The sequence below is a fragment of the Streptomyces sp. ML-6 genome, assembly GCF_030116705.1.
Classification (GTDB): Bacteria; Actinomycetota; Actinomycetes; order Streptomycetales; family Streptomycetaceae; genus Streptomyces.
The window spans coordinates 2,986,384-3,011,290 of sequence record NZ_JAOTIK010000001.1 but is presented as its reverse complement, the minus strand read 5'-3'; the positions used below and the strand labels follow the sequence as shown (position 1 = coordinate 3,011,290).

At 71.1% G+C, this 24,907-nt stretch carries 22 protein-coding genes and 1 tRNA gene; 11 read left to right on the top strand and 12 right to left on the bottom strand.

The window, feature by feature from the left end; translation table 11 throughout:
* The first annotated feature begins 109 nt into the window (after positions 1-109).
* The 7 genes from OCT49_RS12985 (at position 110) to OCT49_RS12955 (ending at position 9,527) form a co-directional block, all read left to right on the top strand.
* Entirely contained in the window at positions 110-1,930 is a 1,821-nt protein-coding gene (locus OCT49_RS12985) for an outer membrane protein assembly factor BamB family protein (protein WP_283852031.1), read from the top strand.
* 133 nt (positions 1,931-2,063) lie between these two features.
* Positions 2,064-4,016 (top strand): outer membrane protein assembly factor BamB family protein, encoded by a 1,953-nt coding sequence (locus tag OCT49_RS12980; protein ID WP_283852030.1) that lies wholly within the window; start codon positions 2,064-2,066, stop codon positions 4,014-4,016.
* A gap of 204 nt (positions 4,017-4,220) precedes the next feature.
* Entirely contained in the window at positions 4,221-4,913 is a 693-nt protein-coding gene (locus OCT49_RS12975; protein WP_283855780.1) for a helix-turn-helix transcriptional regulator, read from the top strand.
* A gap of 222 nt (positions 4,914-5,135) precedes the next feature.
* A complete protein-coding gene (gene galT / locus OCT49_RS12970) occupies positions 5,136-6,179 on the top strand; it encodes a galactose-1-phosphate uridylyltransferase (protein WP_283852029.1) in 1,044 nt (347 codons plus the stop codon).
* Complete coding sequence (gene galE / locus OCT49_RS12965; RefSeq protein ID WP_283852028.1) at positions 6,176-7,156, top strand: UDP-glucose 4-epimerase GalE; 981 nt, start codon at positions 6,176-6,178, stop codon at positions 7,154-7,156. Before galT ends, galE begins: the two co-directional genes overlap by 4 nt.
* Positions 7,153-8,424: a galactokinase gene (galK, locus tag OCT49_RS12960; protein WP_283852027.1), complete on the top strand. Its 1,272-nt coding sequence runs from the start codon at positions 7,153-7,155 to the stop codon at positions 8,422-8,424. Before galE ends, galK begins: the two co-directional genes overlap by 4 nt.
* A 308-nt stretch (positions 8,425-8,732) precedes the next feature.
* Positions 8,733-9,527, top strand: coding sequence for a LuxR C-terminal-related transcriptional regulator (locus OCT49_RS12955; RefSeq protein WP_283852026.1), 795 nt, complete (start codon positions 8,733-8,735; stop codon positions 9,525-9,527).
* Here the strand turns inward: OCT49_RS12955 and OCT49_RS12950 are convergent.
* Positions 9,486-9,983 carry a MarR family winged helix-turn-helix transcriptional regulator gene (locus tag OCT49_RS12950; protein WP_283852025.1) on the bottom strand — a complete coding sequence of 166 codons (498 nt, stop codon included), beginning with the start codon at positions 9,981-9,983 and terminating at the stop codon, positions 9,486-9,488. The two genes, OCT49_RS12955 and OCT49_RS12950, sit on opposite strands and share 42 nt — an antisense overlap.
* A gap of 149 nt (positions 9,984-10,132) precedes the next feature.
* Here OCT49_RS12950 and OCT49_RS12945 point away from each other — a divergent pair, with 149 nt between their 5' ends.
* Both OCT49_RS12945 and OCT49_RS12940 read left to right on the top strand, forming a co-directional pair.
* Entirely contained in the window at positions 10,133-10,963 is an 831-nt protein-coding gene (locus OCT49_RS12945; protein ID WP_283852024.1) for a trans-aconitate 2-methyltransferase, read from the top strand.
* Positions 10,963-11,364, top strand: coding sequence for a VOC family protein (locus OCT49_RS12940; protein ID WP_283852023.1), 402 nt, complete (start codon positions 10,963-10,965; stop codon positions 11,362-11,364). The genes OCT49_RS12945 and OCT49_RS12940 overlap by 1 nt, the downstream gene beginning before the upstream one ends.
* Here OCT49_RS12940 and OCT49_RS12935 read toward each other — a convergent pair.
* The 3 genes from OCT49_RS12935 to OCT49_RS12925 all read right to left on the bottom strand — a co-directional run bounded on the left by OCT49_RS12935 (position 11,336) and on the right by OCT49_RS12925 (position 13,715).
* Positions 11,336-11,938, bottom strand: a complete 603-nt coding sequence (locus OCT49_RS12935; protein WP_283855779.1) for a Uma2 family endonuclease — start codon at positions 11,936-11,938, stop codon at positions 11,336-11,338. The genes OCT49_RS12940 and OCT49_RS12935 overlap by 29 nt on opposite strands.
* A 92-nt stretch (positions 11,939-12,030) precedes the next feature.
* On the bottom strand, positions 12,031-12,717 hold the full coding sequence (locus OCT49_RS12930) for a TetR/AcrR family transcriptional regulator (protein ID WP_148836518.1): 687 nt from the start codon (positions 12,715-12,717) through the stop codon (positions 12,031-12,033).
* Positions 12,714-13,715: an acyl-CoA desaturase gene (locus tag OCT49_RS12925; RefSeq protein WP_283852022.1), complete on the bottom strand. Its 1,002-nt coding sequence runs from the start codon at positions 13,713-13,715 to the stop codon at positions 12,714-12,716. The genes OCT49_RS12930 and OCT49_RS12925 overlap by 4 nt, the downstream gene beginning before the upstream one ends.
* A gap of 360 nt (positions 13,716-14,075) precedes the next feature.
* Between OCT49_RS12925 and ppc the strand changes: the two genes are divergently transcribed.
* A complete protein-coding gene (gene ppc / locus OCT49_RS12920; protein ID WP_283852021.1) occupies positions 14,076-16,805 on the top strand; it encodes a phosphoenolpyruvate carboxylase in 2,730 nt (909 codons plus the stop codon).
* A gap of 156 nt (positions 16,806-16,961) precedes the next feature.
* Here the strand turns inward: ppc and OCT49_RS12915 are convergent, their stop codons facing one another.
* The 7 genes from OCT49_RS12915 to OCT49_RS12885 form a co-directional block, all read right to left on the bottom strand.
* On the bottom strand, positions 16,962-17,432 hold the full coding sequence (locus tag OCT49_RS12915; protein WP_283852020.1) for a hypothetical protein: 471 nt from the start codon (positions 17,430-17,432) through the stop codon (positions 16,962-16,964).
* Between the two features lie 157 nt (positions 17,433-17,589).
* Complete coding sequence (gene pth / locus OCT49_RS12910) at positions 17,590-18,183, bottom strand: aminoacyl-tRNA hydrolase (RefSeq protein ID WP_148836515.1); 594 nt, start codon at positions 18,181-18,183, stop codon at positions 17,590-17,592.
* Between the two features lie 104 nt (positions 18,184-18,287).
* Positions 18,288-18,872 carry a 50S ribosomal protein L25/general stress protein Ctc gene (locus OCT49_RS12905; protein ID WP_283852019.1) on the bottom strand — a complete coding sequence of 195 codons (585 nt, stop codon included), beginning with the start codon at positions 18,870-18,872 and terminating at the stop codon, positions 18,288-18,290.
* 196 nt (positions 18,873-19,068) lie between these two features.
* The gene (locus OCT49_RS12900; protein WP_283852018.1) at positions 19,069-20,043 is read right to left on the bottom strand and encodes a ribose-phosphate diphosphokinase; all 975 of its coding nucleotides are present in this window, start codon (positions 20,041-20,043) and stop codon (positions 19,069-19,071) included.
* Positions 20,044-20,163: 120 nt separating this feature from the next.
* On the bottom strand, positions 20,164-21,612 hold the full coding sequence (gene glmU / locus OCT49_RS12895) for a bifunctional UDP-N-acetylglucosamine diphosphorylase/glucosamine-1-phosphate N-acetyltransferase GlmU (RefSeq protein WP_283852017.1): 1,449 nt from the start codon (positions 21,610-21,612) through the stop codon (positions 20,164-20,166).
* 108 nt (positions 21,613-21,720) lie between these two features.
* A tRNA-Gln gene (locus OCT49_RS12890) sits at positions 21,721-21,791 on the bottom strand.
* Positions 21,792-21,802: 11 nt separating this feature from the next.
* Positions 21,803-22,675 (bottom strand): hypothetical protein, encoded by an 873-nt coding sequence (locus OCT49_RS12885; RefSeq protein ID WP_283852016.1) that lies wholly within the window; start codon positions 22,673-22,675, stop codon positions 21,803-21,805.
* A 155-nt stretch (positions 22,676-22,830) separates the two neighbouring features.
* On the opposite strand from OCT49_RS12885, the gene OCT49_RS12880 reads away from it, so the two are divergent.
* Positions 22,831-24,141 carry a sensor histidine kinase gene (locus OCT49_RS12880; RefSeq protein ID WP_283852015.1) on the top strand — a complete coding sequence of 437 codons (1,311 nt, stop codon included), beginning with the start codon at positions 22,831-22,833 and terminating at the stop codon, positions 24,139-24,141.
* A gap of 228 nt (positions 24,142-24,369) precedes the next feature.
* Here the strand turns inward: OCT49_RS12880 and OCT49_RS12875 are convergent, their stop codons facing one another.
* The gene (locus OCT49_RS12875; protein WP_283852014.1) at positions 24,370-24,906 is read right to left on the bottom strand and encodes an SUKH-3 domain-containing protein; all 537 of its coding nucleotides are present in this window, start codon (positions 24,904-24,906) and stop codon (positions 24,370-24,372) included.
* Between the last annotated feature and the right edge of the window lies 1 nt (position 24,907).

Below are 24,907 nucleotides of genomic sequence, written 5' to 3'. Positions count from 1 at the left end.
GCCCGATTCGCTCCATTCCAAAGGGTTCGGGGGTTTTGGCCCCGGGGGCCCCGAGGAATCGCGGGGGAGATCGGAACGGGCACAGGACCGCACGAAGGGGGACGTGCTGATGACCCAGCCGCCCAGCCAGCAACCGCCGCAGGGCGGCTTCGGCGCGCCGCAGGAGCCGCAGGGAACGCCGCAGCCGCCCCAGGGCCCGCCGCAGACCCCGCCCCAGCCCGGCTACGGCCACCCGCAGGCACCCGGTCAGGCCCCCGGCTACGGCTACCCGCAGCAGCCGGGCCAGCAGCCGGGCCCCTATGCCCAGCAGCCCGGCCCCTACGGTCAGCAGCCGGGACCGTACGGCCAGCAGCCCGGCCCGTACGCCCAGCAGCCGGGACCGTACAACGCGCCCGCGCAGCCCGGCCCCTACGGTCAGCAGCCCGGACCCTACGCCCAGACGCAGCAGTACCCCGGCGCCCCGACCCCCGGCGGGCCGGGCGGCGGCGGTGCCAGGCGCAAGCCCGCGGTCATCATCGGTGCCGCGGCGGTCGCGCTCCTGGTGATCGGCGGCGGCATATTTTTCGCCATGAGCGGGGACGGCGACAAGAAGAAGGACCCCGTCGCCCAGCAGAGCAAGGGCGCCGAGCCCAACAGCTCGCCCTCCGTGAACGAGGGCGACGGCAACGGCGACGGCAACGGCGGCGGTGACGAGGACCTCAACGCCGGCCGCAAGAAGGGCGAGGCGAAGGTCCTCTGGCTCCAGAAGAACGACATCGACCTGCCCCGCAACGGCTCCGACGTCCGCGGCCCCTGGGTGGTCGGTGACACGATCGTCAAGGGCATGTACCGCACGGTCTCCGGCTACTCCGTCAGCGACGGCAAGCAGAAGTGGACGCTGAAGCTGCCCGCCGACCTGTGCGCGGCCCCCGTCCAGCCCGCCACCAACGGCAAGATCGTCATCGGTGTCAAGAACGGCACCACCGACAAGGCCGACTGCGCGGACCTCCAGATGATCGACCTCAACACCGGCAAGGCCGGCTGGAAGAAGTCGATCCAGAAGAACGGCACCTGGGACTTCCTCTCGGACATCTCCCTCGCCATCAGCGGCGACACGGTGACGGTCGGGCGCACCGGCAACTCCAGCGCCTACCGGGTCAGCGACGGCAAGGAACTGTTCGGCAAACAGCCGGGCAACTGCCAGCCGTTCGCCTTCGCCGGCGGCCCCAAGCTGATCGCCGCCGCCAACTGCCGCACCGGCGACGTCGACAACCCGCAGCACCAGATCCAGGAACTGGACCCGGTCACGGGCAAGCCCAAGTGGACGTACCAGCCCAAGCGCGGCTGGGAGATCGACCGGGTCTACTCGGTGACCCCGCTCGTGGTCTCCCTGAAGAAGGAGAAGGAGTGGAGCATCCTCGCCCTGAAGGAGAACGGGCAGCTCCGCACCGGCATCACCAGTGACAAGGGCGACAAGTTCGCACCGGACTGCGGCAGCGCCTTCGCGATCTTCGGGAAGTCCCTCGACGGCTGCACCGGGGTCGCCGCCGACGCCAACACCTTCTACATGGCCACCGCCCCGGACTCCAGCGGCCTCGCCCGCACCAACAAGGTCGTGGCCTTCGACCTGAACACCGGCAAGTCCAAGTGGAAGGCCGCGGCCCCGAGCGAGCGCATGGTGAAGCCGCTGCGCATGGAGGGCGGCAACGTGCTGCTCTACGTGGAGGCGGGCTTCAACAAGGGCGGGGGGATCGCCACCCTCGCACCGACCGGCGGCACCCCGAAGATGCTGCTCCAGCACCCCGAGTCGACGTCCGAGATCGAGAGCACCTTCTACAACTCGAAGGTCGTCTACGCGGACGGCCGCTCCTTCATCGCGAGCGGCCGGGTCAGCGCCAGGAACGACAAGGAAGAGCTGGAGACGAAGACCATGATGGCCTTCGGCAACTGACGGCTCACCGAGCCCTCGACGGCGACACCGAGCCGTCGGACCCGACGCCTCACGACCGGCAGCGGCCGGAGCACCACCGGCCGCCGCCGGCCCCGACCCACCGACTCCCTTTCCCCCCAGAGGTACGTACGCCATGACGCAGCCGCCCCAGCCGCCCAACGATCCGCCCCAGGGCGGATTCGGCGCCCCGCAGGACCCGCCGCCGGGCGGGTTCGGTGCCCCGCAGGACCCGCCGCCGGGCGGGTTCGGTGCCCCGCAGGACCCGCCGCCCGGTGGGTTCGGCGCCCCCACCCCGCCGCCCGCCGACCCGATGGCCAAGCAGCCGGACACCCCGCCCGCAGGCGGCGGCTTCGGCGCTCCCACCCCGCCGCCGCCCGCCGCCGGGCAGCCCCCGCAGCCGCCGGCCGGCTACGGCTACCCGCAGACCGGGGCCCCGCAGCAGGGGTACGGCTACCCGCAGACCCAGCAGGGGTACGGCTACCCGCAGGCACCCGTGCCCGGACAGCCGCAGCAGGGCTACGGCTTCCCGCAGGGCATGCCGCCCGGCCAGCCGCCGCAGCAGGGCTACGGCTACCCGACCACGCCGATGCAGCAGCAACAGCCGTACCCGCCGCAGCAGGGCGGCAACGGCGGCAAGAAGTTCAACACCCAGATGCAGATCATCGTCGCCGCCGCGGTCGCCGTGGTGCTGATCGTGGGCGGCGGTGTCTGGTACGCCGCCAGCGGCGACGACGACAAGACGGACAAGACGTCCCAGGCCGGCGGCACCACCGGTGGCAAGGGCGGCACCGAGAAGGGCGGCGTCCTCGGGGGCGGCAAGGAGAAGGCCCCCGAGGACCCCAAGTCCAAGGTCGCCTTCCAGCTCCCGCTGCCGAAGGTCACCGACGTCACCAGGGTCGACGGCTCCTGGCTGACCGACAAGGCGTACGTGAAGACCGGGCTGAACGAGATCGTCGGCTACGACGCGGCCAAGGGCACCAAGCTGTGGTCCATCCCGCTGGCGGGCCAGCTCTGCGCCGCCTCGCGGCACATGTCCAAGGACTACAAGACCGCGATCGCCTTCCAGGAGAGCAAGCCCACCAAGGAGACCAAGTACCCGCCGTGCAACCAGGTCGGCGCGCTCGACCTGAACACCGGCAAGATGCTGTGGAGCAAGTCGATCACCGCCGCCACCAGCGGTGACGCGGCGGTCAGGTTCGACGAGATCACGGTCAGCGGCGACGTGGTCGCCGCCGGCGGCACCGAGGGCGGCGTCGGCTTCGACCTGAAGACCGGAGCCGAGCGCTGGAAGCCCAAGGCCGGCACCGACGGCTGCTACGACAGGGGGTACGGCGGCGGCGAGGCGCTCGTGGCGGTCCGCAAGTGCGGTTCGTACGACGACCCGCAGCTCGTCATCCAGGCGCTGAACCCGGCCGACGGGGCCCCGCTCTCCTCGTACAAGATGCCGCCCGGCGTCGACTACGCGAGCGTCGTCTCCACCAAGCCGCTGGTCGTCGCGGCCGACGTCGGCGACACCGCCGGTGACGGCAGCGGCATCTCGGACTTCTTCTCCATCGACGCCTCCACCGGCAAGCTGCTCACCCGGATCGCGGCGGACGCCGAGAAGTACGCCGCGCGCTGCGCCTCCACCAAGGTCGAGAGCTGCAGCCAGCTCGCCGTCGGCAACAACCGCATCTACGTGCCGACCGAGGACCACGAGGGCAGCGGCGAGTACGGCGACACCAACGAGATCGTCTCCTTCGACCTCAAGACCGGCAAGCCGACCGGTGACCGCGCCGACGCGGGCGACCGCTACACGATGTTCCCGATCCGCATGGACGGCGGCAACATCATCGCGTACCGGGTGCCCCCGTACGACAAGGGCGGCCAGATCGTCTCCATCGACGGCGGCACGTTCAAGCAGACGGTGCTGATGGAGAACCCGAGCGACGAGTCGATCCGTGACGCGGAGACCAGCTTCACGCCGGACTACTCCGAGTTCCGCTACGACAACGGACGCCTGTACCTGGCGAGCACGATGGTCAGCAAGCCGCACGGCTCGCTGGACGAGGACCGCCGCCTGGTGGTCGCTTTCAGCCGGGACTGAGCGACCGGCCGCACGGACCGGAGGGGTGGTGCCCGCAGGACGGGCACCACCCCTCCGGCGTCCGGCCGGTTCCGGACGCACACGGCACCGGCGATCCCGAGCCTTTTGGCCGGTAAGAGCCCGCGACGTCGAACAAGCGTGTAGCTTGCCGGGTCAGGAAGGCCGGGGGGACCGGTGCGACCGGTGGCTACGGGGGTGTGCTCGATGGGCGTGCGGCTCATGGTGGTCGACGACCACAGACTGCTCGCCGAGGCACTCGCCTCGGCGCTGAAGCTGCGGGGCCACCGGGTCCTCGCGGCGGCCGCGCCGACGGCGGGAGCGGCGGAACTGGTGGTCAGCAGAGCCCCGGAGGTCTGCCTGTTCGGCACCGCGACACCCGCCGAACCCGGGGCCTTCGACCCGATCGTGCGCATCCGGCGCGAACGCCCGCAGGTGGCCGTCGTGGTGCTCGGCCCGGTGCCCAGCCCCCGGGGGATCGCGGCGGCCTTCGCCGCGGGCGCCGCGGGGTACGTCCGCCACGACGAACGCATGGAGGGCGTCGAGCGGGCCATGGCCAAGGCGCGGGCCGGCGAGGCGGCGGTGGCGCCGCAACTCCTCCGGAGTGCCTTCGCCGAACTGCTCAACCCCGCCATCACCCCGGACGACGAGGGGCAGCGGCTGCTGCGGCTGCTCACCCGGCGCGAGGTCGAGGTCCTGATGCGGGTCGCCGAGGGCGAGGACACCCGCCGGATCGCGGCCGGGATGCGGATCGCGCCGAGCACCGCGCGCACGCATGTGCAGCGGGTGCTGATGAAGCTGGGCGTCGGCTCCCGGCTGGAGGCCGCGGCGCTCGCGGCCCGTACGGGACTGCTGGACCGCGCGGCACCGGACGGACGGCCGGACCCGCTGCTCCCCTGAGAGCCGTCCCTCCCGTTCCCCCAGAACCCAACAAACTCCGAACCGCCGAACCGCCGAACCGCCGAGCACCGAACATCGAAGGTCGACCGCCGACCGCCGACCGCCGAACGTCGAAGACCGACCGGCGACCCGCCCATGCGTGCCGTGCCCGGCACCGGATCACTCATTGACGCGCCTGTTGACTTGTGATTCATTGTGTTCGGTTATGTTTGGAGGAATTCGGTGAAGAAGACGGTCACGACGCTCGCCGACGGCCGGGAGCTGATCTACTACGACAGCCGCGACGACACGGTGCGCGCGGCCGTCGACCGGCGCCCCCTGGACCCCGTGTCGACGTCGTCCGAGATCCGCCGCGACCCGTTCCTCGGGGACAGCGTCGCCATCGCCTCGCACCGCCAGGGGCGCACCTACCATCCGCCGGCCGACGAGTGCCCGCTGTGCCCCTCGCGGGACGGCAGGCTGAGCGAGATCCCCGAGGCGGACTACGACGTCGCCGTCTTCGAGAACCGGTTCCCCTCGCTCGCCGGCGACGCCGGCCGCTGCGAGGTCGTCTGCTTCACCTCCGACCACGACGCCTCGTTCGCCGACCTCACCGAGGAACAGGCCGCCCTGGTCCTGGCCGCGTGGACCGACCGCACCGCCGAACTCGCCGAACTCCCGCAGGTGAAGCAGGTGTTCTGCTTCGAGAACCGGGGTGCCGAGATCGGCGTCACGCTCGGCCACCCGCACGGCCAGATCTACGGCTACCCCTTCGTCACCCCGCGCACCGAGCTGATGTTCCGCTCGATGGCCGCCCACCGTGCCGAAACCGGGGGCAACCTCTTCGACGACGTCGTGGCCCGGGAGGAGCAGGACGGCTCGCGGATCGTCATCGAGGCCGAGCACTGGATCGCCTTCGTGCCGTACGCCGCGCACTGGCCGTACGAGGTCCACCTCCACCCCCGCCGCCGCGTCCCCGACCTGCGGGAACTCGACGAGGCGGCGCGCGCGGAATTCCCCCGGGTCTACCTGGAACTCCTGCGGCGGTTCGACCGGATCTTCGGCCCCGCGGAGCCGCCGACCCCGTACATCGCGGCCTGGCACCAGGCCCCGTTCGGGGTGTCCGGGCGGGAGGAGTTCGGGCTCCATCTGGAGCTTTTCACGATCCGGCGCACCTCCGGCAAGCTGAAGTTCCTCGCGGGTTCCGAGTCCGGCATGAACGTGTTCATCAACGACGTGCCGCCGGAGGCCGCGGCCCGGCGACTGCGAGAGGTAGCGAGCCAGTGAGCAAGCCCCCGAAGAAATACCTGGTCACCGGCGGTGCGGGATACGTCGGCAGCGTGGTGGCCCAGCACCTGCTGGAGGCCGGCCACGCGGTCACCGTCCTCGACGACCTGTCGACCGGGTTCCGGGAGGGCGTTCCGGCCGGCGCCGAGTTCATCGAGGGCCGGATCCAGGACGCCGCGAAGTGGCTGGACGCCTCCTACGACGGGGTGCTGCACTTCGCCGCGTACTCCCAGGTCGGCGAGTCCGTCGCGGACCCGGAGAAGTACTGGGTGAACAACGTCGCCGGGTCCGTCGCGCTGCTCGCCGCGATGCGCGACGCCGGGGTGCGCACCCTGGTCTTCTCCTCCACCGCCGCCACCTACGGGGAACCGGCCACCACCCCCATCACCGAGTCGGACGCCACCGCCCCCACCAACCCCTACGGCGCCACCAAGCTCGCCGTCGACCACATGCTCACCGGCGAGGCCGCCGCGCACGGACTGGCCGCGGTCTCGCTGCGCTACTTCAACGTGGCCGGTGCGTACGGCGGTTGCGGGGAACGGCACGACCCCGAGTCGCACCTGATCCCGCTGGTCCTCCAGGTCGCCCTCGGCCGCCGCGAGTCGATCTCCGTGTACGGCGACGACTACCCGACCCCCGACGGCACCTGCGTCCGCGACTACATCCACGTCGCCGACCTCGCCGAGGCCCACCTGCTGGCCCTGGACGCCGCCACCCCGGGCGAGCACCTGATCTGCAACCTCGGCAACGGCAACGGCTTCTCCGTCCGCGAGGTCGTCGAGACGGTCCGCGAGGTCACCGGCCACCCCGTCCCGGAAGTCGTGGCCCCGCGCCGGGCCGGCGACCCCGCCGTGCTGGTCGCCTCCGCCGACACCGCCAGGCAGCGGCTCGGCTGGACCCCCTCCCGCCCCGACCTGACCGGAATCGTCGCCGACGCCTGGGCGTTCGCCCGCCGAGAGGAAACCACCGCACCATGACCGGGAACAGCGAACCGGCCACCTCCTCCGTCGAGTTGGCCGCCGCATCCGTCGAGTCGGCCACCTCCTCCGCCGAGTCGGCCGCCGCATCCGTCGAACTGACCGCCTCCCTCACCGAGTTTGCCGCCTCCTTCACCGAGCTGTACGGCAGGGAGCCCGAGGGGATCTGGGCCGCCCCCGGCCGGGTCAACCTGATCGGCGAGTACACCGACTTCAACGACGGCTTCGTGATGCCGCTCGCGCTGCCGCACACCGCCCGCGCGGCCGTGGCCCGCCGCACCGACGGCGAACTGCGGCTCCACTCCACCGACGTGCCCGGCGGCGTCGTCCGGCTCCGGGTCGACGAACTGGCCCCGGGGCAGGGGCACGGCTGGGCCGCGTACCCGGCCGGGGTCGTCTGGGCGCTGCGCGAGGCGGGCCACCAGGTCACCGGCGCGGACATCCAGCTGACCTCCACCGTCCCCACCGGCGCCGGCCTGTCCTCCTCCGCCGCGCTGGAGACCGTCACCGCGTTCGCCCTGAACGACCTGTTCGGGCTCGGCCTCTCCGCACCGGAGCTGGCGGTGCTCGGCCGCCGCGCCGAGAACGACTTCGTCGGCGTGCCGTGCGGAATCATGGACCAGATGGCGTCCGCCTGCTGCACCGAGGGCCACGCCCTGTACCTCGACACCCGCGACCTCACCCGGCGCCAGGTCCCCTTCGACCTGCCCGCCCACGGGCTGCGGTTGCTGGTGGTCGACACCCGGGTCAAGCACGAACTCGGCGACGGCGCCTACGCCGAACGACGGGCCGGCTGCGAGGCCGGGGCCGCGGCGCTCGGCCTGCGCACGCTGCGCGAACTGCCGTACGAGGGCCTCGCCGAGGCCCTGGGCACCCTGGCCGCCTCCGGCGTGGACGAGTCCGTGGTGCGCTACGTGCGCCATGTGGTCGGCGACAACGAGCGGGTCGAGCGGGTCATCGCGCTGCTCGACGCCGGCGACGTGCGGGCCGTGGGCCCGGTCCTCGACGCCGGACACGCCTCGCTCCGCGACGACCTGCGGGTCTCCTGCGCCGAACTGGACCTGGCGGTGTCGGCGGCGGTCGGGGCCGGTGCGCTCGGCGCCCGGATGACCGGCGGCGGCTTCGGCGGCTCGGCGATCGTGCTGGTGGAGGAGGACCGCGCGGACGCGGTCGCCGAGGCCGTGCGGGAGGCGTTCGCCGCGGCGGGCCACACCGCGCCGGGCATCTTCCCGGCGGTGCCCTCGGCAGGCGCCCGCCGCCTCGCCTGAACCCCTCGCACCCCTCACGCCCCACGGGTCACCCCCGAACACCCGAACGACACCGGCCAGTTCTGCGAATCGCCTTCCGTCGGGGCCCGTCGGCCTTACTCTGATGCACAGCACCGGTGGGGGCCGGTGCTGATTCAGGGGTACGAGACAGTCGGGTACGGCGCCCGGGGCGGGTGGCAGTCGACAACACGGCGGCGGCCGTGGGACTGCGGTCCAACTCCCCGAACCGGGCACCGTACCCGTACTGATCCGTCTCTCTGATCCGTCTCTTCGAAAGGGCCCGGGAGAGGCCCGGGAACAGACGCGGCATGGGGGTGCCTGTGGTTCGTATCCGGGTTCTCGTGGTGGACGACCACCGAATTTTCGCCGAATCGCTCGCGGCGGCGCTCACGGCCGAGCCCGACGTCGACGTGTCGGCCACGGGCAGCGGCCCCGCCGCCCTGCGCTGTCTGGAACGGGCCGCCGCGGAGGGGCGCGGCTACGACGTGGTGCTGGTCGACGCCGAACTGGGCGCGCTCGCTCCGGGGGCCCGGCCCGCGCCCGTCCCGGTGCCGAACGGCGGGGGGAACGCCCCGGTGGACGGCCTCTCCCTGGTCGCCGGGGTCCACGCCGCCCGGCCCGCGGTGCGCACGGTGGTGCTCGCCGAGCGGGACGACCCGCACCGGGCCGCGCTGGCCCTCCAGGCCGGGGCCTCGGGCTGGGTCGCCAAGGACTGCTCGTTGCAGCGGCTGCTCGCGGTCGTGCGCGGCGTGCTGCGCGGCGAGACGCATCTGCCCCCCGCCCTGCTCACGGGCGTGCTGAAGGAGCTGACGGCGGCGCGCAAGCACCGTACCGAGAGCGAGCGGCTGGTCGAGTCGCTGACCCCGCGCGAGCGCGAGGTGCTGCGCTGCATGGTGGCGGGGCTGGGGCGCAAGGCGGTGGCGGAACGGCTCTTCCTCTCCCCGCACACGGTCCGCACCCATATGCAGAACGTGCTGGGGAAGCTGGGCGTGCACTCCACACTGGCCGCCGTCGCGCTGGCCCGGCGGGCGGGCGTGGGACCGGCCGAGACGGCCCCGGCGCTAGCCGGGGATGTTGTCGAACGGAGCGGTCAACTGGCGTAGCAGGCCCGCCAGTTCACCCCGATCGCGGGAGGACAGTCCACTCAGGATGGCGCGCTCCTGGGCGAGCAGGCCGGCCAGCGACTGGTCGGCCTTGTCGCGCCCCTCGGCGGTGAGCCGGACGAGCACGCCGCGGCGGTCGTTGGGATCGGGGAGCCGCTCGACGAGGTTCTTCTTGGTGAGCCGGTCGATGCGGTTGGTCATCGTCCCGGAGGTGACCAGGGTCTGGGTGAGCAACTGGCCGGGGGAGAGCTGGTAGGGGGCGCCGGCGCGGCGCAGGGAGGTCAGCACGTCGAACTCCCACGGTTCGAGATCGTGCTCGGAGAAGGCGATCCGGCGGGCCCGGTCCAGATGACGGGCCAGGCGGGAGACGCGACTGAGCACCTCGAGCGGTTCCACGTCGAGGTCGGGGCGCTCCCGGCGCCATGCAGCGACCAATCGGTCGACCTCGTCCTCCATGCGGATCAGTGTAGAGGGTCTGTCGACATGAAGTCTCTTGAAACCGAGTCTCTTGAAACCAAGCCTCTTGGGGGCAAATCTCTCGCAATCAAGCTTCTCGAACTCAAGTGTCTTGACATCAAGAGAATTATGACGTGATCCTGACTGCCATGACCCCACCCACCTCACCCACCTCGCCCACCTGGGATCCGAGGCAGTACCTGCGCCACGCCGACCACCGCACCCGCCCCTTCCACGACCTCCTGGCCCGGATCCCCGACCCGCCCGCCCCCGCCCCGCGCATCGCCGACCTCGGCTGCGGGGCGGGAAACGTCACCGCGCTCCTCGCCGACCGCTGGCCCCGGGCCCGTATCACCGGCTACGACAACTCCCCGCAGATGCTCGAACGGGCCGAGGCCCACGCCGGTCCCCTCCTCGACTTCGCCGAGGCCGACGCCGCCACCTGGACCCCCGGCGAACCGTACGACCTGATCGTCTCCAACGCCCTGCTCCAGTGGGTCCCGGCCCACGCCGCCCGCTTCCCCGACTGGCTGGCCGCGATCACCCCCGGCGGGACGTTCGCCCTCCAGGTCCCCGGCAACTTCGACCAGCCCACCCACGTCCTGATGCGGGAACTCGCCGACTCCCCGCGCTGGCGCGACCGCCTGGGCGGCACACTCCGCCACGCCGACGCGGTCCTCGCCCCCGCCGCCTACCTCGACGCGCTGACCGGCCCCGGCCTCGCGGCGGACGTCTGGGAGACCACGTACCTGCACCTGCTGCCCGGCGAGGACCCGGTGCTCGACTGGGTCAAGGGCACCGGCCTGCGCCCCGTCCTGACCGCCCTCGCCGACGACCCCGACGCCCGCGAGGCGTTCCTCACCGAATACCGCGACCTGCTGCGCACCGCCTACCCGGCCGGCCCGCACGGCACGGTCCTCCCGTTCCGCCGGATCTTCGCCGTCGCCCACAAGGACGCCGTCGCCCACAAGGAGAAGTGATGATCGCCGCCCTCGACCACGTACAGCTTGCCGCCCCGGAAGGCTCGGAGGACGCCCTGCGCGCGTACTACACGGGCGTCCTCGGCATGACGGAGATCCCCAAGCCACCGGTGCTCGCGGCCCGCGGCGGCTGCTGGTTCGGCGCCGGACCGGTCCAGCTCCACCTCGGCATCGAACGGGACTTCCGCCCTGCGAAGAAAGCCCACCCCGGACTGCGCGTCACGGACATCGAGGCGTTCGCGGCCCGACTGGAGGAACGGGGCGCCGAGGTCCACTGGGACGACAACCTCCCCGGCCACCGGCGCTTCTACAGCCACGACCCGGTGGGCAACCGACTGGAGTTCCTGGAACCGGCCGGACGGCCTCCGGCCGTCACAGCGCGTCCAGCGTCTCCCGCATGATGTCGATGTCGATGGGGAACGGCACATCCGTCTTGAGCCGGTTGTGGTGGATCCCCGTGAGGGCGTACGTCCTGGACACCGGGTCCAGCTCGTACACCCGCACCACCGGGTGGTTGTCGGTGCCGGCCACGTCCACCAGCCAGAAGTTCGGGATACCGGCCGCCGCGTACTTCCGGGGCTTGGCGTCGCGGTCACGGGCCTCGGAGTCCGGCGAGACGACCTCCACGGCGAGCAGCAGGTCGGCGGCGTGGAAGCGGGTCTGCTCGGGGCCGGTGACCGCGTCGGAGCGGACGACGGAGATATCGGGCTCGGGCACGTTGCGGCTGTCGAGGACAACCGCCATCTCGCGCTCGGCCTTCAGATCGGCCGGGACCGTGGCACGCAGGCCGTTCATCAGCAGGTCGATCATCTTGGCGTGGAAACGCCTCTGTGGACTCACGAAAACCAGGCTCCCGTCGAGCAACTCCGTGTGCGGCGGGAGATCGGGCAAGGTGAACAGGTCGTCCACCGTGTATCCGTCCTGGGGCGGCACTGGCCAGCGGTTGCTGTGTCCGGCGATCGACTCGGCGGTCATGATTCCTCCCATGGACGGGATTCCTGGCCCTACGGACCACAGTAGGGGCCGCTTCCCCCGGTCGTCATCACAACGGGTGACCGGCCCCCCGTTCAGCTCTTGCGGTGCCCTATCAGGCGGGGCTTCGACTCCAGGTTCTCCAGGCCGTGCCAGGCCAGATTCACCAGGTGGGCCGCCACCTCCGACTTCTTCGGCTTGCGGGCGTTCACCCACCACTGGCCGGTCAGTGCGACCATGCCCACCAGGGCCTGGGCGTACAGCGGGGCCAGCTTCGGGTCGAAACCGCGGGCCTTGAACTCCAGGCCCAGGATGTCCTCCACCTGGGTGGCGATGTCGCTGATCAAGGAGGCGAAGGTGCCCGTGGACTGGGCCACCGGCGAATCGCGGACCAGGATGCGGAAGCCGTCCGTGTACGTCTCGATGTAGTCCAGCAGGGCGAACGCGGCCTGCTCCAGCAGCTCCCGCGGATGGCCCGCCGTCAGCGCGCTCGTCACCATGTCGAGGAGCCGGCGCATCTCGCGGTCCACCACCACCGCGTACAGGCCCTCCTTGCCGCCGAAATGCTCGTAGACCACCGGCTTGGACACCCCGGCGCGCGAGGCGATCTCCTCGACCGACGTCCCCTCGAAACCCTTGTCGGCGAACAGGGTGCGGCCGATGTCCAACAACTGCTCGCGGCGTTCCTTGCCCGTCATCCGCACCCTGCGGGTACGCCGGGAGGAGGACGTACGGTTCTTCTCGCTGCTGGTACTGGAATCGGTCGCCACGTCGTCAATCATGCCGCGTCGGCGCGCGCACGGTCGCGCCGGGCGTCGATACGCCGGGACTCGATCCGGGCGGGGTCCGGCCAGCGCACGTCGTGCGCCCAGCCCAGCTTCTCGAACCAGCGGATCAATCGGGCACTCGAATCGATCTGACCCCGCATCACGCCGTGCCGGGCGCTCGTCGGATCGGCGTGGTGCAGGTTGTGCCAGGACTCGCCGCAGGACAGCACCGCGAGCCACCACACGTTCCCCGACCGGTCACGGGACTTGAACGGCCGCTTGCCGACCGCGTGACAGATCGAGTTGATCGACCAGGTCACGTGGTGCAGCAGGGCCACCCGTACCAGCGACCCCCAGAAGAAGGCGGTCGCCGCACCCCACCACGACATCGTCACCAGCCCGCCCACCAGCGGCGGAAGTGCCAACGACACGATCGTGAAGGTCATGAAGTGCCGGGAGATGCCCCGGATCGCCGGATCCTTGATCAGATCCGGGGCGTACTTCTGCTGCGGCGTCTGCTCCTCGTCGAACATCCATCCGATGTGGGCCCACCACAGGCCCTTCAGCAACGCCGGCACACTCTCGCCGAAACGCCACGGCGAATGCGGATCGCCCTCCGCGTCCGAGAAACGGTGATGCTTGCGGTGATCGGCCACCCACCGCACCAGCGGACCCTCCACGGCCAGCGAACCCGCCACCGCCAGCGCGATCCGCAACGGCCGCCTCGCCTTGAAGGAACCATGGGTGAAATAACGGTGGAAACCGATCGTGATCCCGTGACAGCCGATGAAGTACATCGCCACGAGCAGGCCCAGATCGAGCCAGCTCACCCCGCGGCCCCAGGCCAGCGGCACCGCCGCGACCAGCGCCACGAACGGCACCACGATGAACAGCAGGAGGGCGACCTGCTCGATGGTCCGCTTGTTGTCCCCGCCGAGCGTGGCGGAGGGAAGAGCCTGATCGGCGGCCGCCGACGGCTGCGCGTCGTCGATCACGGAGGGGCGGGTGTTCATGGGGGGTCCCCCGGGGAAGAGGAATACGAGGACAGCCCTGGCTACGCTTCCGTAACCTACGGCGACGTAAGTATGGCAGCGCGAAGGCCCGCGGCACGAGAGCGCGACGGGCCCCCGCCGAGCGGAGAACCCGATCGGGGCCGGACGGAAACCCGATCGGGGCCAGAGCGGCGCCGACGACATGGACACCTATCCTGGTGGGGTCGGACAGCGCGGTCCGCAACTCTGCTTTCCCCTGGGCGGCCCGTCGGCACCGCCGCCGACCGCAGCCCCGGAGAAACCGCCCACCCGTCTCACACCACCCCGTGGGGAGACACCGAGCGCCGCTACCTCCTCATTCACTGCAAGGAGCCGCACACCGTGAGCAGTGCCGACCAGACCCCCGCCGCCAGCACCGAGCTGCGCGCCGACATCCGACGCCTCGGCGACCTGCTGGGCGAGACCCTCGTACGCCAGGAGAACCAGGAACTCCTCGACCTCGTCGAACGCGTACGCGCCCTCACCCGCACCGACGGCGAGGCCGCCGCCGAACTCCTCGGCGACACGGACCTGGAAACCGCCGCACAACTCGTGCGCGCCTTCTCCACCTACTTCCACCTGGCCAACGTCACCGAGCAGGTGCACCGCGCCCGCGAGATGCGCGACCGCCGCGCCGCCGAGGGCGGACTCCTCGCCCGCACCGCCGACCGGCTCAAGGACGCCGACCCCGAGCACCTGCGCGAGACCGTCAAGAACCTCAACGTCCGCCCCGTCTTCACCGCACACCCCACCGAAGCCGCGCGACGCTCCGTCCTCAACAAGCTCCGCCGCATCGCCGCCCTCCTGGAGACCCCCGTCGTCGAGGCCGACCGCCGCCGCCAGGACCTGCGCCTCGCCGAGAACATCGACCTCATCTGGCAGACCGACGAACTCCGCGTCGTACGCCCCGAGCCCACCGACGAGGCCCGCAACGCCATCTACTACCTCGACGAACTGCACGCCGAAGCCGTCGGGGACGTACTGGAGGACCTCGCCGCCGAACTGGAACGGGTCGGCATCGAACTGCCCGCCGGCACCCGCCCCCTCACCTTCGGCACCTGGATCGGCGGCGACCGCGACGGCAACCCCAACGTGACCCCCGCCGTCACCTGGGACGTACTGATCCTCCAGCACGAACACGGCATCACCGACGCCCTGGAACTCGTCGACCACCTGCGCGGACTGCTCTCCAACTCCATCCGCTACACCGGCGCCACCGACGAACTCCTCACCTCCCTCGAAGCCGACCTGGAACGCCTCCCCGAGATCAGCCCCCGCTACAAGCGGCTGAACGCCGAGGAGCCCTACCGGCTCAAGGCCACCTGCATCCGGCAGAAGCTCGTCAACACCCGCGAACGCCTCGCCGCCGGCACCCCGCACCGCCCCGGCTGCGACTACCTCGGCACCGCCGGACTCATCGCCGACCTGCAACTCATCCAGACCTCACTGCGCGAACACCGCGGCGGACTCTTCGCCGACGGACGGATGGACCGCACCATCCGCACCCTCGCCGCCTTCGGCCTCCAGCTCGCCACCATGGACGTCCGCGAACACGCCGAGGCCCACCACCACGCCCTCGGCCAGCTCTTCGACCGGCTCGGCGAGGAATCCTGGCGCTACGCCGACATGCCCCGCGACTACCGGCAGAAGCTCCTCGCCAAGGAACTCCGCTCGCGCCGCCCCCTCGCCCCCACCCCGGCCCCGCTGGACGCCGCCGGACAGAAGACCCTCGGCGTCTTCCACACCATCAAGGAAGCCTTCGAACGCTTCGGCCCCGAAGTCATCGAGTCCTACATCATCTCGATGTGCCAGGGCGCCGACGACGTCTTCGCCGCCGCCGTCCTCGCCCGCGAGGCCGGCCTGATCGACCTCCACGCCGGCTGGGCCAGGATCGGCATCGTGCCGCTCCTCGAAACCACCGACGAACTGCGCGCCGCCGACGTCATCCTCGACGAGATGCTCGCCGACCCCTCCTACCGCCGCCTCGTCTCCCTGCGCGGCGACGTCCAGGAGGTCATGCTCGGCTACTCCGACTCCTCCAAGTTCGGCGGCATCACCACCTCCCAGTGGGAGATCCACCGCGCCCAGCGCCGCCTGCGCGACGTCGCCCACCGCTACGGCGTCCGGCTGCGCCTCTTCCACGGCCGCGGCGGCACCGTCGGCCGCGGCGGCGGCCCCTCCCACGACGCGATCCTCGCCCAGCCCTGGGGCACCCTCGAAGGCGAGATCAAGGTCACCGAACAGGGCGAGGTCATCTCCGACAAGTACCTCATCCCGGCCCTCGCCCGGGAGAACCTGGAACTCACCGTCGCCGCCACCCTCCAGGCATCCGCGCTGCACACCGCGCCCCGCCAGTCCGACGAGGCCCTGGCCCGCTGGGACGCCGCCATGGACACCGTCTCCGACGCCGCCCACGCCGCGTACCGCAAGCTCGTCGAGGACCCCGACCTGCCGACGTACTTCCTCGCCTCCACACCGGTGGACCAGCTCGCCGACCTGCACCTGGGCTCGCGGCCCTCCCGCCGCCCCGGCTCGGGCGTCTCGCTCGACGGACTGCGCGCCATCCCCTGGGTCTTCGGCTGGACCCAGTCCCGCCAGATCGTCCCCGGCTGGTACGGCGTCGGCTCCGGCCTCAAGGCACTGCGCGAGGCCGGCCTGGACACCGTCCTGGACGAGATGCACGAGCACTGGCACTTCTTCCGCAACTTCATCTCCAACGTGGAGATGACCCTCGCCAAGACCGACCTGCGGATCGCCCGCCACTACGTCGACACCCTCGTCCCCGACGAGCTCAAGCACGTCTTCGACGCCATCGAGGCCGAACACGCCCTCACCGTCCGGGAAGTCCTCCGGGTCACCGGCGAAACCGAACTGCTCGGCAACAGCCCCGTCCTCCAGCAGACCCTCGCCATCCGCGACGCCTACCTCGACCCGATCTCCTACCTCCAGGTCTCGCTGCTGGCCCGCCAGCGCAAGGCTGCGGAACGCGGCGAGGAAGCCGACCCGCTCCTGTCCAGGGCCCTGCTGCTCACCGTCAACGGCGTCGCCGCGGGCCTGCGCAACACCGGCTGAGTCACAACCGACCGGGACGCGGGCGCAGCCCCGCTCCCGCTCCCGGTCACGACACGCGATGCGCACTGTGGGCACGGTCCACCACGGTGCGCATCGCGCTGTGCGGAGGCGTGCCGCCGGGAACGTCACCAGGAACAGCGCGACTCGCGGCACGCCTCACAGCGCGAAGAACGTCGCCGCGAGCAGGACCGCCCCCGCGATCCCCGTGCCCCAGGCGATCCGGGGCAGCCGCAGACCGCCGCCGATGATCAGCCCCGCCAGCAGCAGCGCACCGCCCAGCGGTACCCACGCATGGAGAAAACCGGCTGTCCCGGTGCGCACCACATCGTCCGTGCCCGGCTTCACCACGACGGAGAACCGATCGCCCCGCCGGGCCGCGACCGACTTCTCGATCACCACCCGGGAACGCGCGGCGGCCTGCCCGGAGGGCGTGAAGGGGCCGGTGCACAGGTCGGCGCCGCACCCCGTCACCGTCATCGTGCCGTGCTCACGGCCCTTGGACAGGATGATGTGGTGCGCTTTGTCCCAGGAGGTCCACACACCCGCCACGAGCAGCAACAGGGCGACGCAGCCCATGGCGGCATTGCGGGCGTGGACCAGGACGCGGGGGGAGGAGCTCCGCTTCATGGGGAGCGATCCTTCGGCAGAGCGCCGCCGCGGTCAACTCATGGCCGGAAATCATCGGCTTGTCGGTGGGAATGTCAGAGTTGCCCCCACGAACAGGCCCTACGAACAGGCTCCACGGACAGGCCCCGGGAACACCCGGGAGCCCCTCCGGCCGGCCTCAGGAGTTGTACGCGCTCTGCGCCCGCTCCAGCCCCTCCGCGAGCAGACACTCCACCGAGTCGGCCGCCCGGTCCACGAAGTAGGAGAGCTCCTTGCGCTCCGTGGACGAGAAGTCCTTCAGCACGAAGTCCGCGACCTGCATCCGCCCCGGCGGCCGGCCGATCCCGAACCGCACCCGGTGGTAGTCCGGACCCATCGCCTTCGTCATCGACTTCAGCCCGTTGTGCCCGTTGTCCCCGCCGCCCAGCTTCAGCCGCAGCGTCCCGTAGTCGATGTCCAGCTCGTCGTGGACCGCCACGATGTGGTCGACCGGCACCTTGTAGAAGTCGCGCAGCGCGGTGACCGGGCCGCCGGAAAGGTTCATGTACGACATCGGCTTGGCCAGGATCACCCGGCGGTTCGCCGGCCCGGGCGGGCCGATGCGGCCCTCGACGACCTGCGCCTGGGCCTTCTGGGCCCGCTTGAACTTCCCGCCGATCCGCTCGGCCAGCAGGTCGGCGACCATGAACCCGACGTTGTGCCGGTTCGCCGCGTACTCGGGGCCGGGGTTGCCGAGGCCCACGACGAGCCAGGGTGCGGTGGCATCGGACATCTCTGCTCGGTCTCCTCGTGTGCGACGGCTGAGTACAGGGAAACGGGACGGCGGACCCCGGAAGGGTGACCGCCGCCCCGTCAGTGAAGCAACAGGGGCGAGGCTCAGGCCTCGGCGCCCTCTTCGGCGCCCTCGGCGGCCGGCTCCTCGGCCTGCGCGGCGAGGACCTGGAGGACGACGGCGTCCTCGTCACCGGCGAGCGAGACGCCCTTCGGCAGCGTGATGTCCTTGGCGTGCACCGACGCACCGGCGTCCAGGCCCGCGACGGAGACCGTGACGGACTCGGGGATGTGGGTGGCCTCGGCCTCGACCAGCAGGGTGCTCTGGACGTACTCCAGCAGGTTGCCGCCCGGGGCCAGGTCGCCCTCGGCGTGCACCGCGACCTCGACGCTGACCTTCTCGCCGCGCTTGACGGTCAGCAGGTCCACGTGCTCGATGTCGCCCTTGAGCGGGTTGCGCTGCACGGCCTTGGGGATGACCAGGGCGTTCTTGCCCTCGATGTCCAGACCGATCAGGACGTTGGCGGTCTTGAGCGCCATCATCAGGTCGTGGCCCGGCAGCGTCACGTGGACCGGCTCGGCACCGTGACCGTAGATGACACCGGGAACCAGGTTGGCACGACGGGTGCGGCGGGCGGCACCCTTGCCGAACTCGGTACGGATCTGGGCGGTGAGCTTGACCTCAGCCATGACTGCACTCCTCGTGGGGTGACGAAAAACGGACGGTCACCCGGCCCACGACAGACCTGCTACGAAGAGCGCGTCGATAACGGACCGCCGTACACACGGGTACGGCCTCCCTCGCCGAGCAACTCGCTGAGTCTACCCGCCGGGAAGGCCGCACCCAAAGTGGATCTTCGCTACCGCTCCTCGAGGAGGAGAAAGCTCACTGCTCCTCGAAGAGGCTGGTCACCGAGCCGTCCTCGAACACCTCGCGCACCGCGCGCGCGATCGTCGGCGCGATCGACAGCACCGTGATCTTGTCGAGCTCCACCTCGGCCGGCGTCGGCAGGGTGTCCGTGAAGACGAACTCGCTGACCTTGGAGTTCTTCAGCCGGTCCGCGGCCGGACCCGACAGGACACCGTGCGTCGCCGTCACGATCACGTCCTCGGCACCGTGCGCGAACAGCGCGTCCGCGGCGGCGCAGATGGTGCCACCGGTGTCGATCATGTCGTCGACCAGGACACAGACCCGGCCCTTGACGTTGCCGACCACCTCGTGGACCGTCACCTGGTTGGCGACGTCCTTGTCGCGCCGCTTGTGCACGATCGCGAGCGGGGCGTCCAGCCGGTCGCACCAGCGGTCGGCGACCCGCACCCGGCCGGCGTCCGGGGAGACGACCGTCAGCTTCGAACGGTCGACCTTGGCACCCACGTAGTCGGCCAGGATCGGCAGCGCGAAGAGGTGGTCGACCGGGCCGTCGAAGAAGCCCTGGATCTGGTCCGTGTGCAGGTCCACGGTGAGGATCCGGTCGGCACCCGCCGTCTTCATCAGGTCGGCGATCAGACGGGCCGAGATCGGCTCACGACCACGGTGCTTCTTGTCCTGACGGGCGTAGCCGTAGAACGGCACGATCACCGTGATGGAACGGGCCGAGGCGCGCTTCAGCGCGTCCAGCATGATCAGCTGCTCCATGACCCACTTGTTGATGGGGGCCGTGTGGCTCTGGATCAGGAAGCAGTCGGCACCGCGGGCCGACTCCTGGAAGCGGACGTAGATCTCACCGTTGGCGAAATCGAAGGCCTTCGTCGGCACGAGGCCGACACCCAACTGGTGCGCGACCTCCTCGGCCAGCTCGGGGTGGGCGCGGCCGGAGAAGAGCATCAGTTTCTTCTCGCCGGTCGTCTTGATCCCGGTCACAGCACAGTCTCCTCAGACGTGTTCCTGGCGCTGCACGCATGTGTCCCGATGTGCAACGAGCCAGCCGAAATGGGGTGAGCACCTATCACGGTACGCCGTGCTCGGCGTACCTGTTTCCGGTCAGCTTTCGTCGCCGGCTTCCGGAGCGGTGGCCTGAGCGGCCTGCGCGGCGGCGCTCCCGGGGCGCTTGCGGGCCACCCAACCCTCGATATTCCTTTGCTGGCCGCGGGCGACGGCCAGCGAACCGGGCGGTACGTCCTTGGTGATGACCGAACCCGCGGCGGTGTAGACGCCGTCCCCGACCGTGACAGGAGCCACAAACATATTGTCCGCTCCGGTACGGCAGTGGGAGCCGATCGTGGTGTGGTGCTTGGCCACGCCGTCGTAGTTCACGAAGACGCTGGCGGCACCGATGTTGGTGTGGTCGCCGATCGTCGCGTCGCCCACGTAGCTCAGGTGCGGGACCTTGGTGCCCTCGCCGATCGTGGCGTTCTTCAGCTCCACGTACGTACCGACCTTGGCCTTCGTCCCGAGCCTGGCACCGGGCCGCAGATAGGCGTACGGGCCGACCGTCGCGCCCTCGCCGACCTCCGCCCCGTCGGCGACCGTGTTGTCCACCCGCGCGCCCGCCCGGACGACGGTGTCCTTGAGCCGGGAGTTGGGGCCGACCTCGGCGTCCTCGGAGAGGTGCGTGGTGCCGAGCAGTTGGGTGCCCGGGTGCACGATCACGTCCCGCTCGTACGTCACGGTGGCGTCGATCAGCGTGGACGCCGGCTCCACGACGGTCACGCCCGCCAGCATGGCCCGCTCCAGCAGCCGCTGGTTCAACAGCCGCCGGGCCTCGGCCAGCTGGACCCGGTTGTTGATGCCGAGGATCTCGCGGTGGTCCCCGGCGACCGAGGCGCCGACCCGGTGACCCGCCCCGCGCAGGATGGAGAGGACGTCGGTGAGGTACTCCTCGCCCTGGCTGTTGTCGGTGTCCAGCTTGCCGAGCGCCTCGGCGAGCAGCCGGCCGTCGAAGGCGAAGACCCCGGAGTTGATCTCCCGGATCCCGCGCTGGGCCTCGGTGGCGTCCTTGTGCTCGACGATCCCGGTGACCGCGCCGTCGGCCGGGTCGCGGACGATGCGCCCGTAGCCGGTGGCGTCCGGGACCTCGGCGGTCAGCACGGTGACGGCGTTGGAATCGGCCGTGTGGGTGGCGGCGAGCGCACGGAGCGTCTCGCCGGAGAGCAGGGGGGTGTCGCCGCAGACGACGATCACGGTGCCCTCGACGGTGCCGCCCAGCTCGTCGAGCCCGACGCGCACCGCGTTCCCGGTGCCCTTCTGCTCGGCCTGGTGGGCGGTGCGCAGCCGGTCGTCGACGGCGGCGAGGTGCGCGGTGACCTGTTCGCGGCCGTGGCCGACGACCACGACGAGGTGTTCGGGGTCCAGCTCGCGGGAGGCAGTGACGACATGTCCGACGAGCGATCGCCCGGAGATCTCGTGCAGGACCTTGGGGGTCTTCGACTTCATGCGGGTGCCCTCACCCGCTGCGAGGACGACGACGGCTGCCGGGCGTTCGGAGCTCACGGAAATGCCCTTCGGCTTCGGGTGGTGGACATCCGAAGGATACCGGGGGGCTTTCGGGCGGACACGGGTACGGGCCCCGACCTGGGAGGTCGGGGCCCGTCGCACGAGCTCCCGGGGAAGGAATCGAACCCTCATTCAATGGACCAAAACCATTTGTCCTGCCATTAGACGACCCGGGATAGATCGGCCCCTATGTCCGATTCTGGTGATCAGTCATCGAGGCAGCCCCTACTATGCCGTACCACCAGCCCTCGATGCGACGGTACAGCTCGGCGCTTTTCAGAACGCGCACCACCAGACAGCCCCGGTAGTTCTCCCCGATGTTCTTCCGATTGGTCCTCGGGGAGTGCCTTTTGATGGACGTCTTGCCGAACGCGGAAGCCCCGGCGCCCGTGAGTGCGCCCCAGAACCGCTCCGCCGAGGCGGCGTCGGCGGTCTCGTGGATGTGCACGTGGAAGCGGAGGTGGTCGTCGCTCACCCCCAGCAGGCGGAGCCAGGCGAGGAAGAGCCCGATCATGTCGGGATCACTGTTGACGAAGGTGACCCGCTCCTGTGGCCGGTACGGCTTGGACTTGGAGCCCTCCGCCCAGTAGAGGCCCACGCCCAGCAGGAAGAGTTCGCGCGGGCTCATGGTGCCGATCTGTTTCTGTGCGGTGCGCCTGGTCTCCTGCCGCTCCGCCTCACGCCGCCGCAGGGTCGCCTCCCAGCCGCGCCTGGCGATGGCCGACGCCTCCTCCCGGGTCCGTTTGCGCTCCGGCTTCGGCAGGTCCCGTACCCACAGCGAGATCGAACTCTTCGAGCATCCCAGTTCCGCCTGGATCCGGTCGTACGTCATGCCCTGCAGGCGCAGTTCCCGGGCCTTCTCGCGCAGGTCGTCCCGCGCGCGGGGGCGTTTCGTCCATTCGGGGGCGGGCTCGCCCCGGACGAGGCGGTTCAGGATGTCGTTGTTGTGGATGCGCAGCCGGTCGCGGATCTGCCGGAGGCTGAGGCCCTCCCGGCGGAGGGCGATCGCCTGCTCGCGCAGGCCTTCGAAGTCGGTGTATTTGCTCGTGATTTTCGTCATGTGCCGAGCGTCGTCCGGAATGCGGACGTCCGGGGCGAAAGCCTGCTCGATTCGCTATTTCAAGCGATAAGTGGCCGTTTCGCCTTCGAGCAAGAGGCCGACGTGCCGTACAGGTCATCCGAAAATGAGGTGCGTGCGCCCGTAGGGTGGGATGCATGACCGCAATGGGGGCAGACCGGGAGGCGGCGGGATCGACCACCCGCGGCTACTGGTGGTGGGAGCGGCGGCGCGGTGTCGCCCTGGACGTGGGGCTGGCGCTGTTCTCGGCGCTGGAGTGTGGGGGGAAGGGGGTCGAGTTCGCCGAGGACACCGGACTGCCGGTGTCGGTGGGTGCGGTGTTCGGGCTGCTCGCGGGGGCCGTGCTGGTGGTGCGGCGGCGGTGGCCGATCGCCGTGGTGCTGGTCACGGTCGCGATGACGCCCGCCGGGATGGGTTTCCTGATGGGCCTGGTCGGGCTGTACTCCCTGGCCGCCTCGGAGGTGCCGCGCAGGATCACCGCGGTGCTGGCGGGGATGTCCTTCACGGCGACGTTCATCGTCGCCTACGTGGAGCTGCGGCAGGGCGTCGCCGAGCAGGTGGATTTTTGGCCCGGTGACTGGTACGTCCTGCTGATCTCGCTCTTCATGTCGCTCGGGCTCACCGCCCCGCCCGTGCTGCTCGGGCTGTACATAGGGGCCAGGCGGCGGTTGATGGAGAGCCTGCGGGAGCGGGCCGACTCGCTGGAGCGGGAGCTGTCGCTGCTCGCCGACCGGGCCGAGGAGCGGGCCGAGTGGGCGCGTACGGAGGAGCGGACCCGGATCGCGCGCGAGATGCACGACGTGGTCGCCCACCGGGTCAGCCTGATGGTGGTGCACGCCGCCGCGCTCCAGGCCGTCGCGCCGAAGGACCCGGCGAAGGCGGTGCGCAACGCCGCCCTGGTCGGTGACATGGGGCGGCAGGCGCTCACGGAGCTGCGCGAGATGCTGGGTGTGCTGCGGTCGGGGGAGTCGGTGACGGCCGCCGCGTCGGGGCAGGTGCCGCTGGCCTCGGTGGGCCGGGCGGTGGCGGCGGCCGCGCCCGTGGAGGACGGGCCCCGGCTGCACGAGGTGGAGACCCTGGTGGGGGAGTCCAGGGCGGCCGGGATGACGGTGGAGCTGTCGGTGGACGGCGAGGCCCGCACGTACGCCCCCGAGGTCGAGCAGACCGCGTACCGGGTGGTGCAGGAGGCCCTGACGAACGTGCACAAGCACGCGGCCGGTGCGCGGACGTGGGTGCGGCTGGCCCATCGCGACTCGGAGGTCGCGATGCAGGTGGAGAACGGGCCGTCGGACGCGGCCACGGCGGACGCGGGGCTGCCGAGCGGGGGCAACGGCCTGGTCGGCATGCGGGAGCGGGTGCTGGGGCTGGGCGGGGTGTTCGTGTCCGGTCCGACAGAGGCGGGGGGTTTCCGGGTGTCGGCGGTCCTGCCGGACCGGGGCGAGGTCTGACCCCGGGGACGGCGGCGGTCCGGTCGGGGGCGTGCGGGGGCGATCCCGAGGGCGCGGGAGGGCGTTCCCGGAGTCCGACGAGCAGTCGGCGACGAAGAGGCCGGATGGGCTCGTGGCGGTGCCCGCGAGCGGCGGGTCCGGGGCCGTGCCCGGGAGTGGCAGGTTCGTGCTGATCCGCGAAAAGGGGCCTGTGGCGATCCGCGAACAGGGCCCGTGGGGCCGGGCGGGTCAGCCCGCGATCAGGCGGTCCGGCTGGATGCCCGTGACCAGGGTGGCCAGGGCCTGGTCGATGTCCGGGCCGAGGTACCAGTCCCCGGTGTGGTCGATGCTGTACACCCGGCCCTCCGTGTCGATCGCCAGGACCGCCTGCCCGTCGCCCTCCTCGCCCAGCGGGCTGACCTCGGTGCCCAGGGCCCGGCCCAGGTCGCCGAGGGTGCGGGCGAGGTGCAGTCCGCTCATCGGGTCGATGCGCACGGGGGCCGGTGCGATCTGCCGGCCGGGCGCGGACGCCGTGATGAGCAGTCCGCCGAATTCCGCCCACGCCTCCACGGCCGCGGGGAAGACCGCGTGCCGGTGGCCGGCGGGCGAGGTGTGCGAGCGCAGGGCGTCGGCCCACTCCTCGGCCCGGCGGATGTCCCAGCGGCCGGGCTGCCAGCCCGCGGTGCGCAGGGCCGCGTCGACGGAGACGGCGAAGCGGGTGGTCGAGTTGTTGCGGTCGCGTTCCACGGGGCCCGTCTGTCCGGGCAGGTCTGTTCGGTCGAGCATC

Bases quoted from the DNA above. Each gene is read 5' to 3' on its own strand.
- OCT49_RS12985 (WP_283852031.1), top strand. From the start codon at position 110: ATGACCCAGCCGCCCAGCCAGCAACCGCCGCAGGGCGGCTTCGGCGCG.
- OCT49_RS12980 (WP_283852030.1), top strand. From the start codon at position 2,064: ATGACGCAGCCGCCCCAGCCGCCCAACGATCCGCCCCAGGGCGGATTC.
- OCT49_RS12975 (WP_283855780.1), top strand. From the start codon at position 4,221: ATGGGCGTGCGGCTCATGGTGGTCGACGACCACAGACTGCTCGCCGAG.
- galK (WP_283852027.1), top strand. From the start codon at position 7,153: ATGACCGGGAACAGCGAACCGGCCACCTCCTCCGTCGAGTTGGCCGCC.
- OCT49_RS12955 (WP_283852026.1), top strand. From the start codon at position 8,733: ATGGGGGTGCCTGTGGTTCGTATCCGGGTTCTCGTGGTGGACGACCAC.
- OCT49_RS12950 (WP_283852025.1), bottom strand. From the start codon at position 9,983: ATGGAGGACGAGGTCGACCGATTGGTCGCTGCATGGCGCCGGGAGCGC.
- OCT49_RS12945 (WP_283852024.1), top strand. From the start codon at position 10,133: ATGACCCCACCCACCTCACCCACCTCGCCCACCTGGGATCCGAGGCAG.
- OCT49_RS12940 (WP_283852023.1), top strand. From the start codon at position 10,963: ATGATCGCCGCCCTCGACCACGTACAGCTTGCCGCCCCGGAAGGCTCG.
- OCT49_RS12935 (WP_283855779.1), bottom strand. From the start codon at position 11,938: ATGACCGCCGAGTCGATCGCCGGACACAGCAACCGCTGGCCAGTGCCG.
- OCT49_RS12930 (WP_148836518.1), bottom strand. From the start codon at position 12,717: ATGATTGACGACGTGGCGACCGATTCCAGTACCAGCAGCGAGAAGAAC.
- OCT49_RS12925 (WP_283852022.1), bottom strand. From the start codon at position 13,715: ATGAACACCCGCCCCTCCGTGATCGACGACGCGCAGCCGTCGGCGGCC.
- OCT49_RS12915 (WP_283852020.1), bottom strand. From the start codon at position 17,432: ATGAAGCGGAGCTCCTCCCCCCGCGTCCTGGTCCACGCCCGCAATGCC.
- pth (WP_148836515.1), bottom strand. From the start codon at position 18,183: ATGTCCGATGCCACCGCACCCTGGCTCGTCGTGGGCCTCGGCAACCCC.
- OCT49_RS12905 (WP_283852019.1), bottom strand. From the start codon at position 18,872: ATGGCTGAGGTCAAGCTCACCGCCCAGATCCGTACCGAGTTCGGCAAG.
- OCT49_RS12885 (WP_283852016.1), bottom strand. From the start codon at position 22,675: ATGACGAAAATCACGAGCAAATACACCGACTTCGAAGGCCTGCGCGAG.
- OCT49_RS12880 (WP_283852015.1), top strand. From the start codon at position 22,831: ATGACCGCAATGGGGGCAGACCGGGAGGCGGCGGGATCGACCACCCGC.
- OCT49_RS12875 (WP_283852014.1), bottom strand. From the start codon at position 24,906: ATGCTCGACCGAACAGACCTGCCCGGACAGACGGGCCCCGTGGAACGC.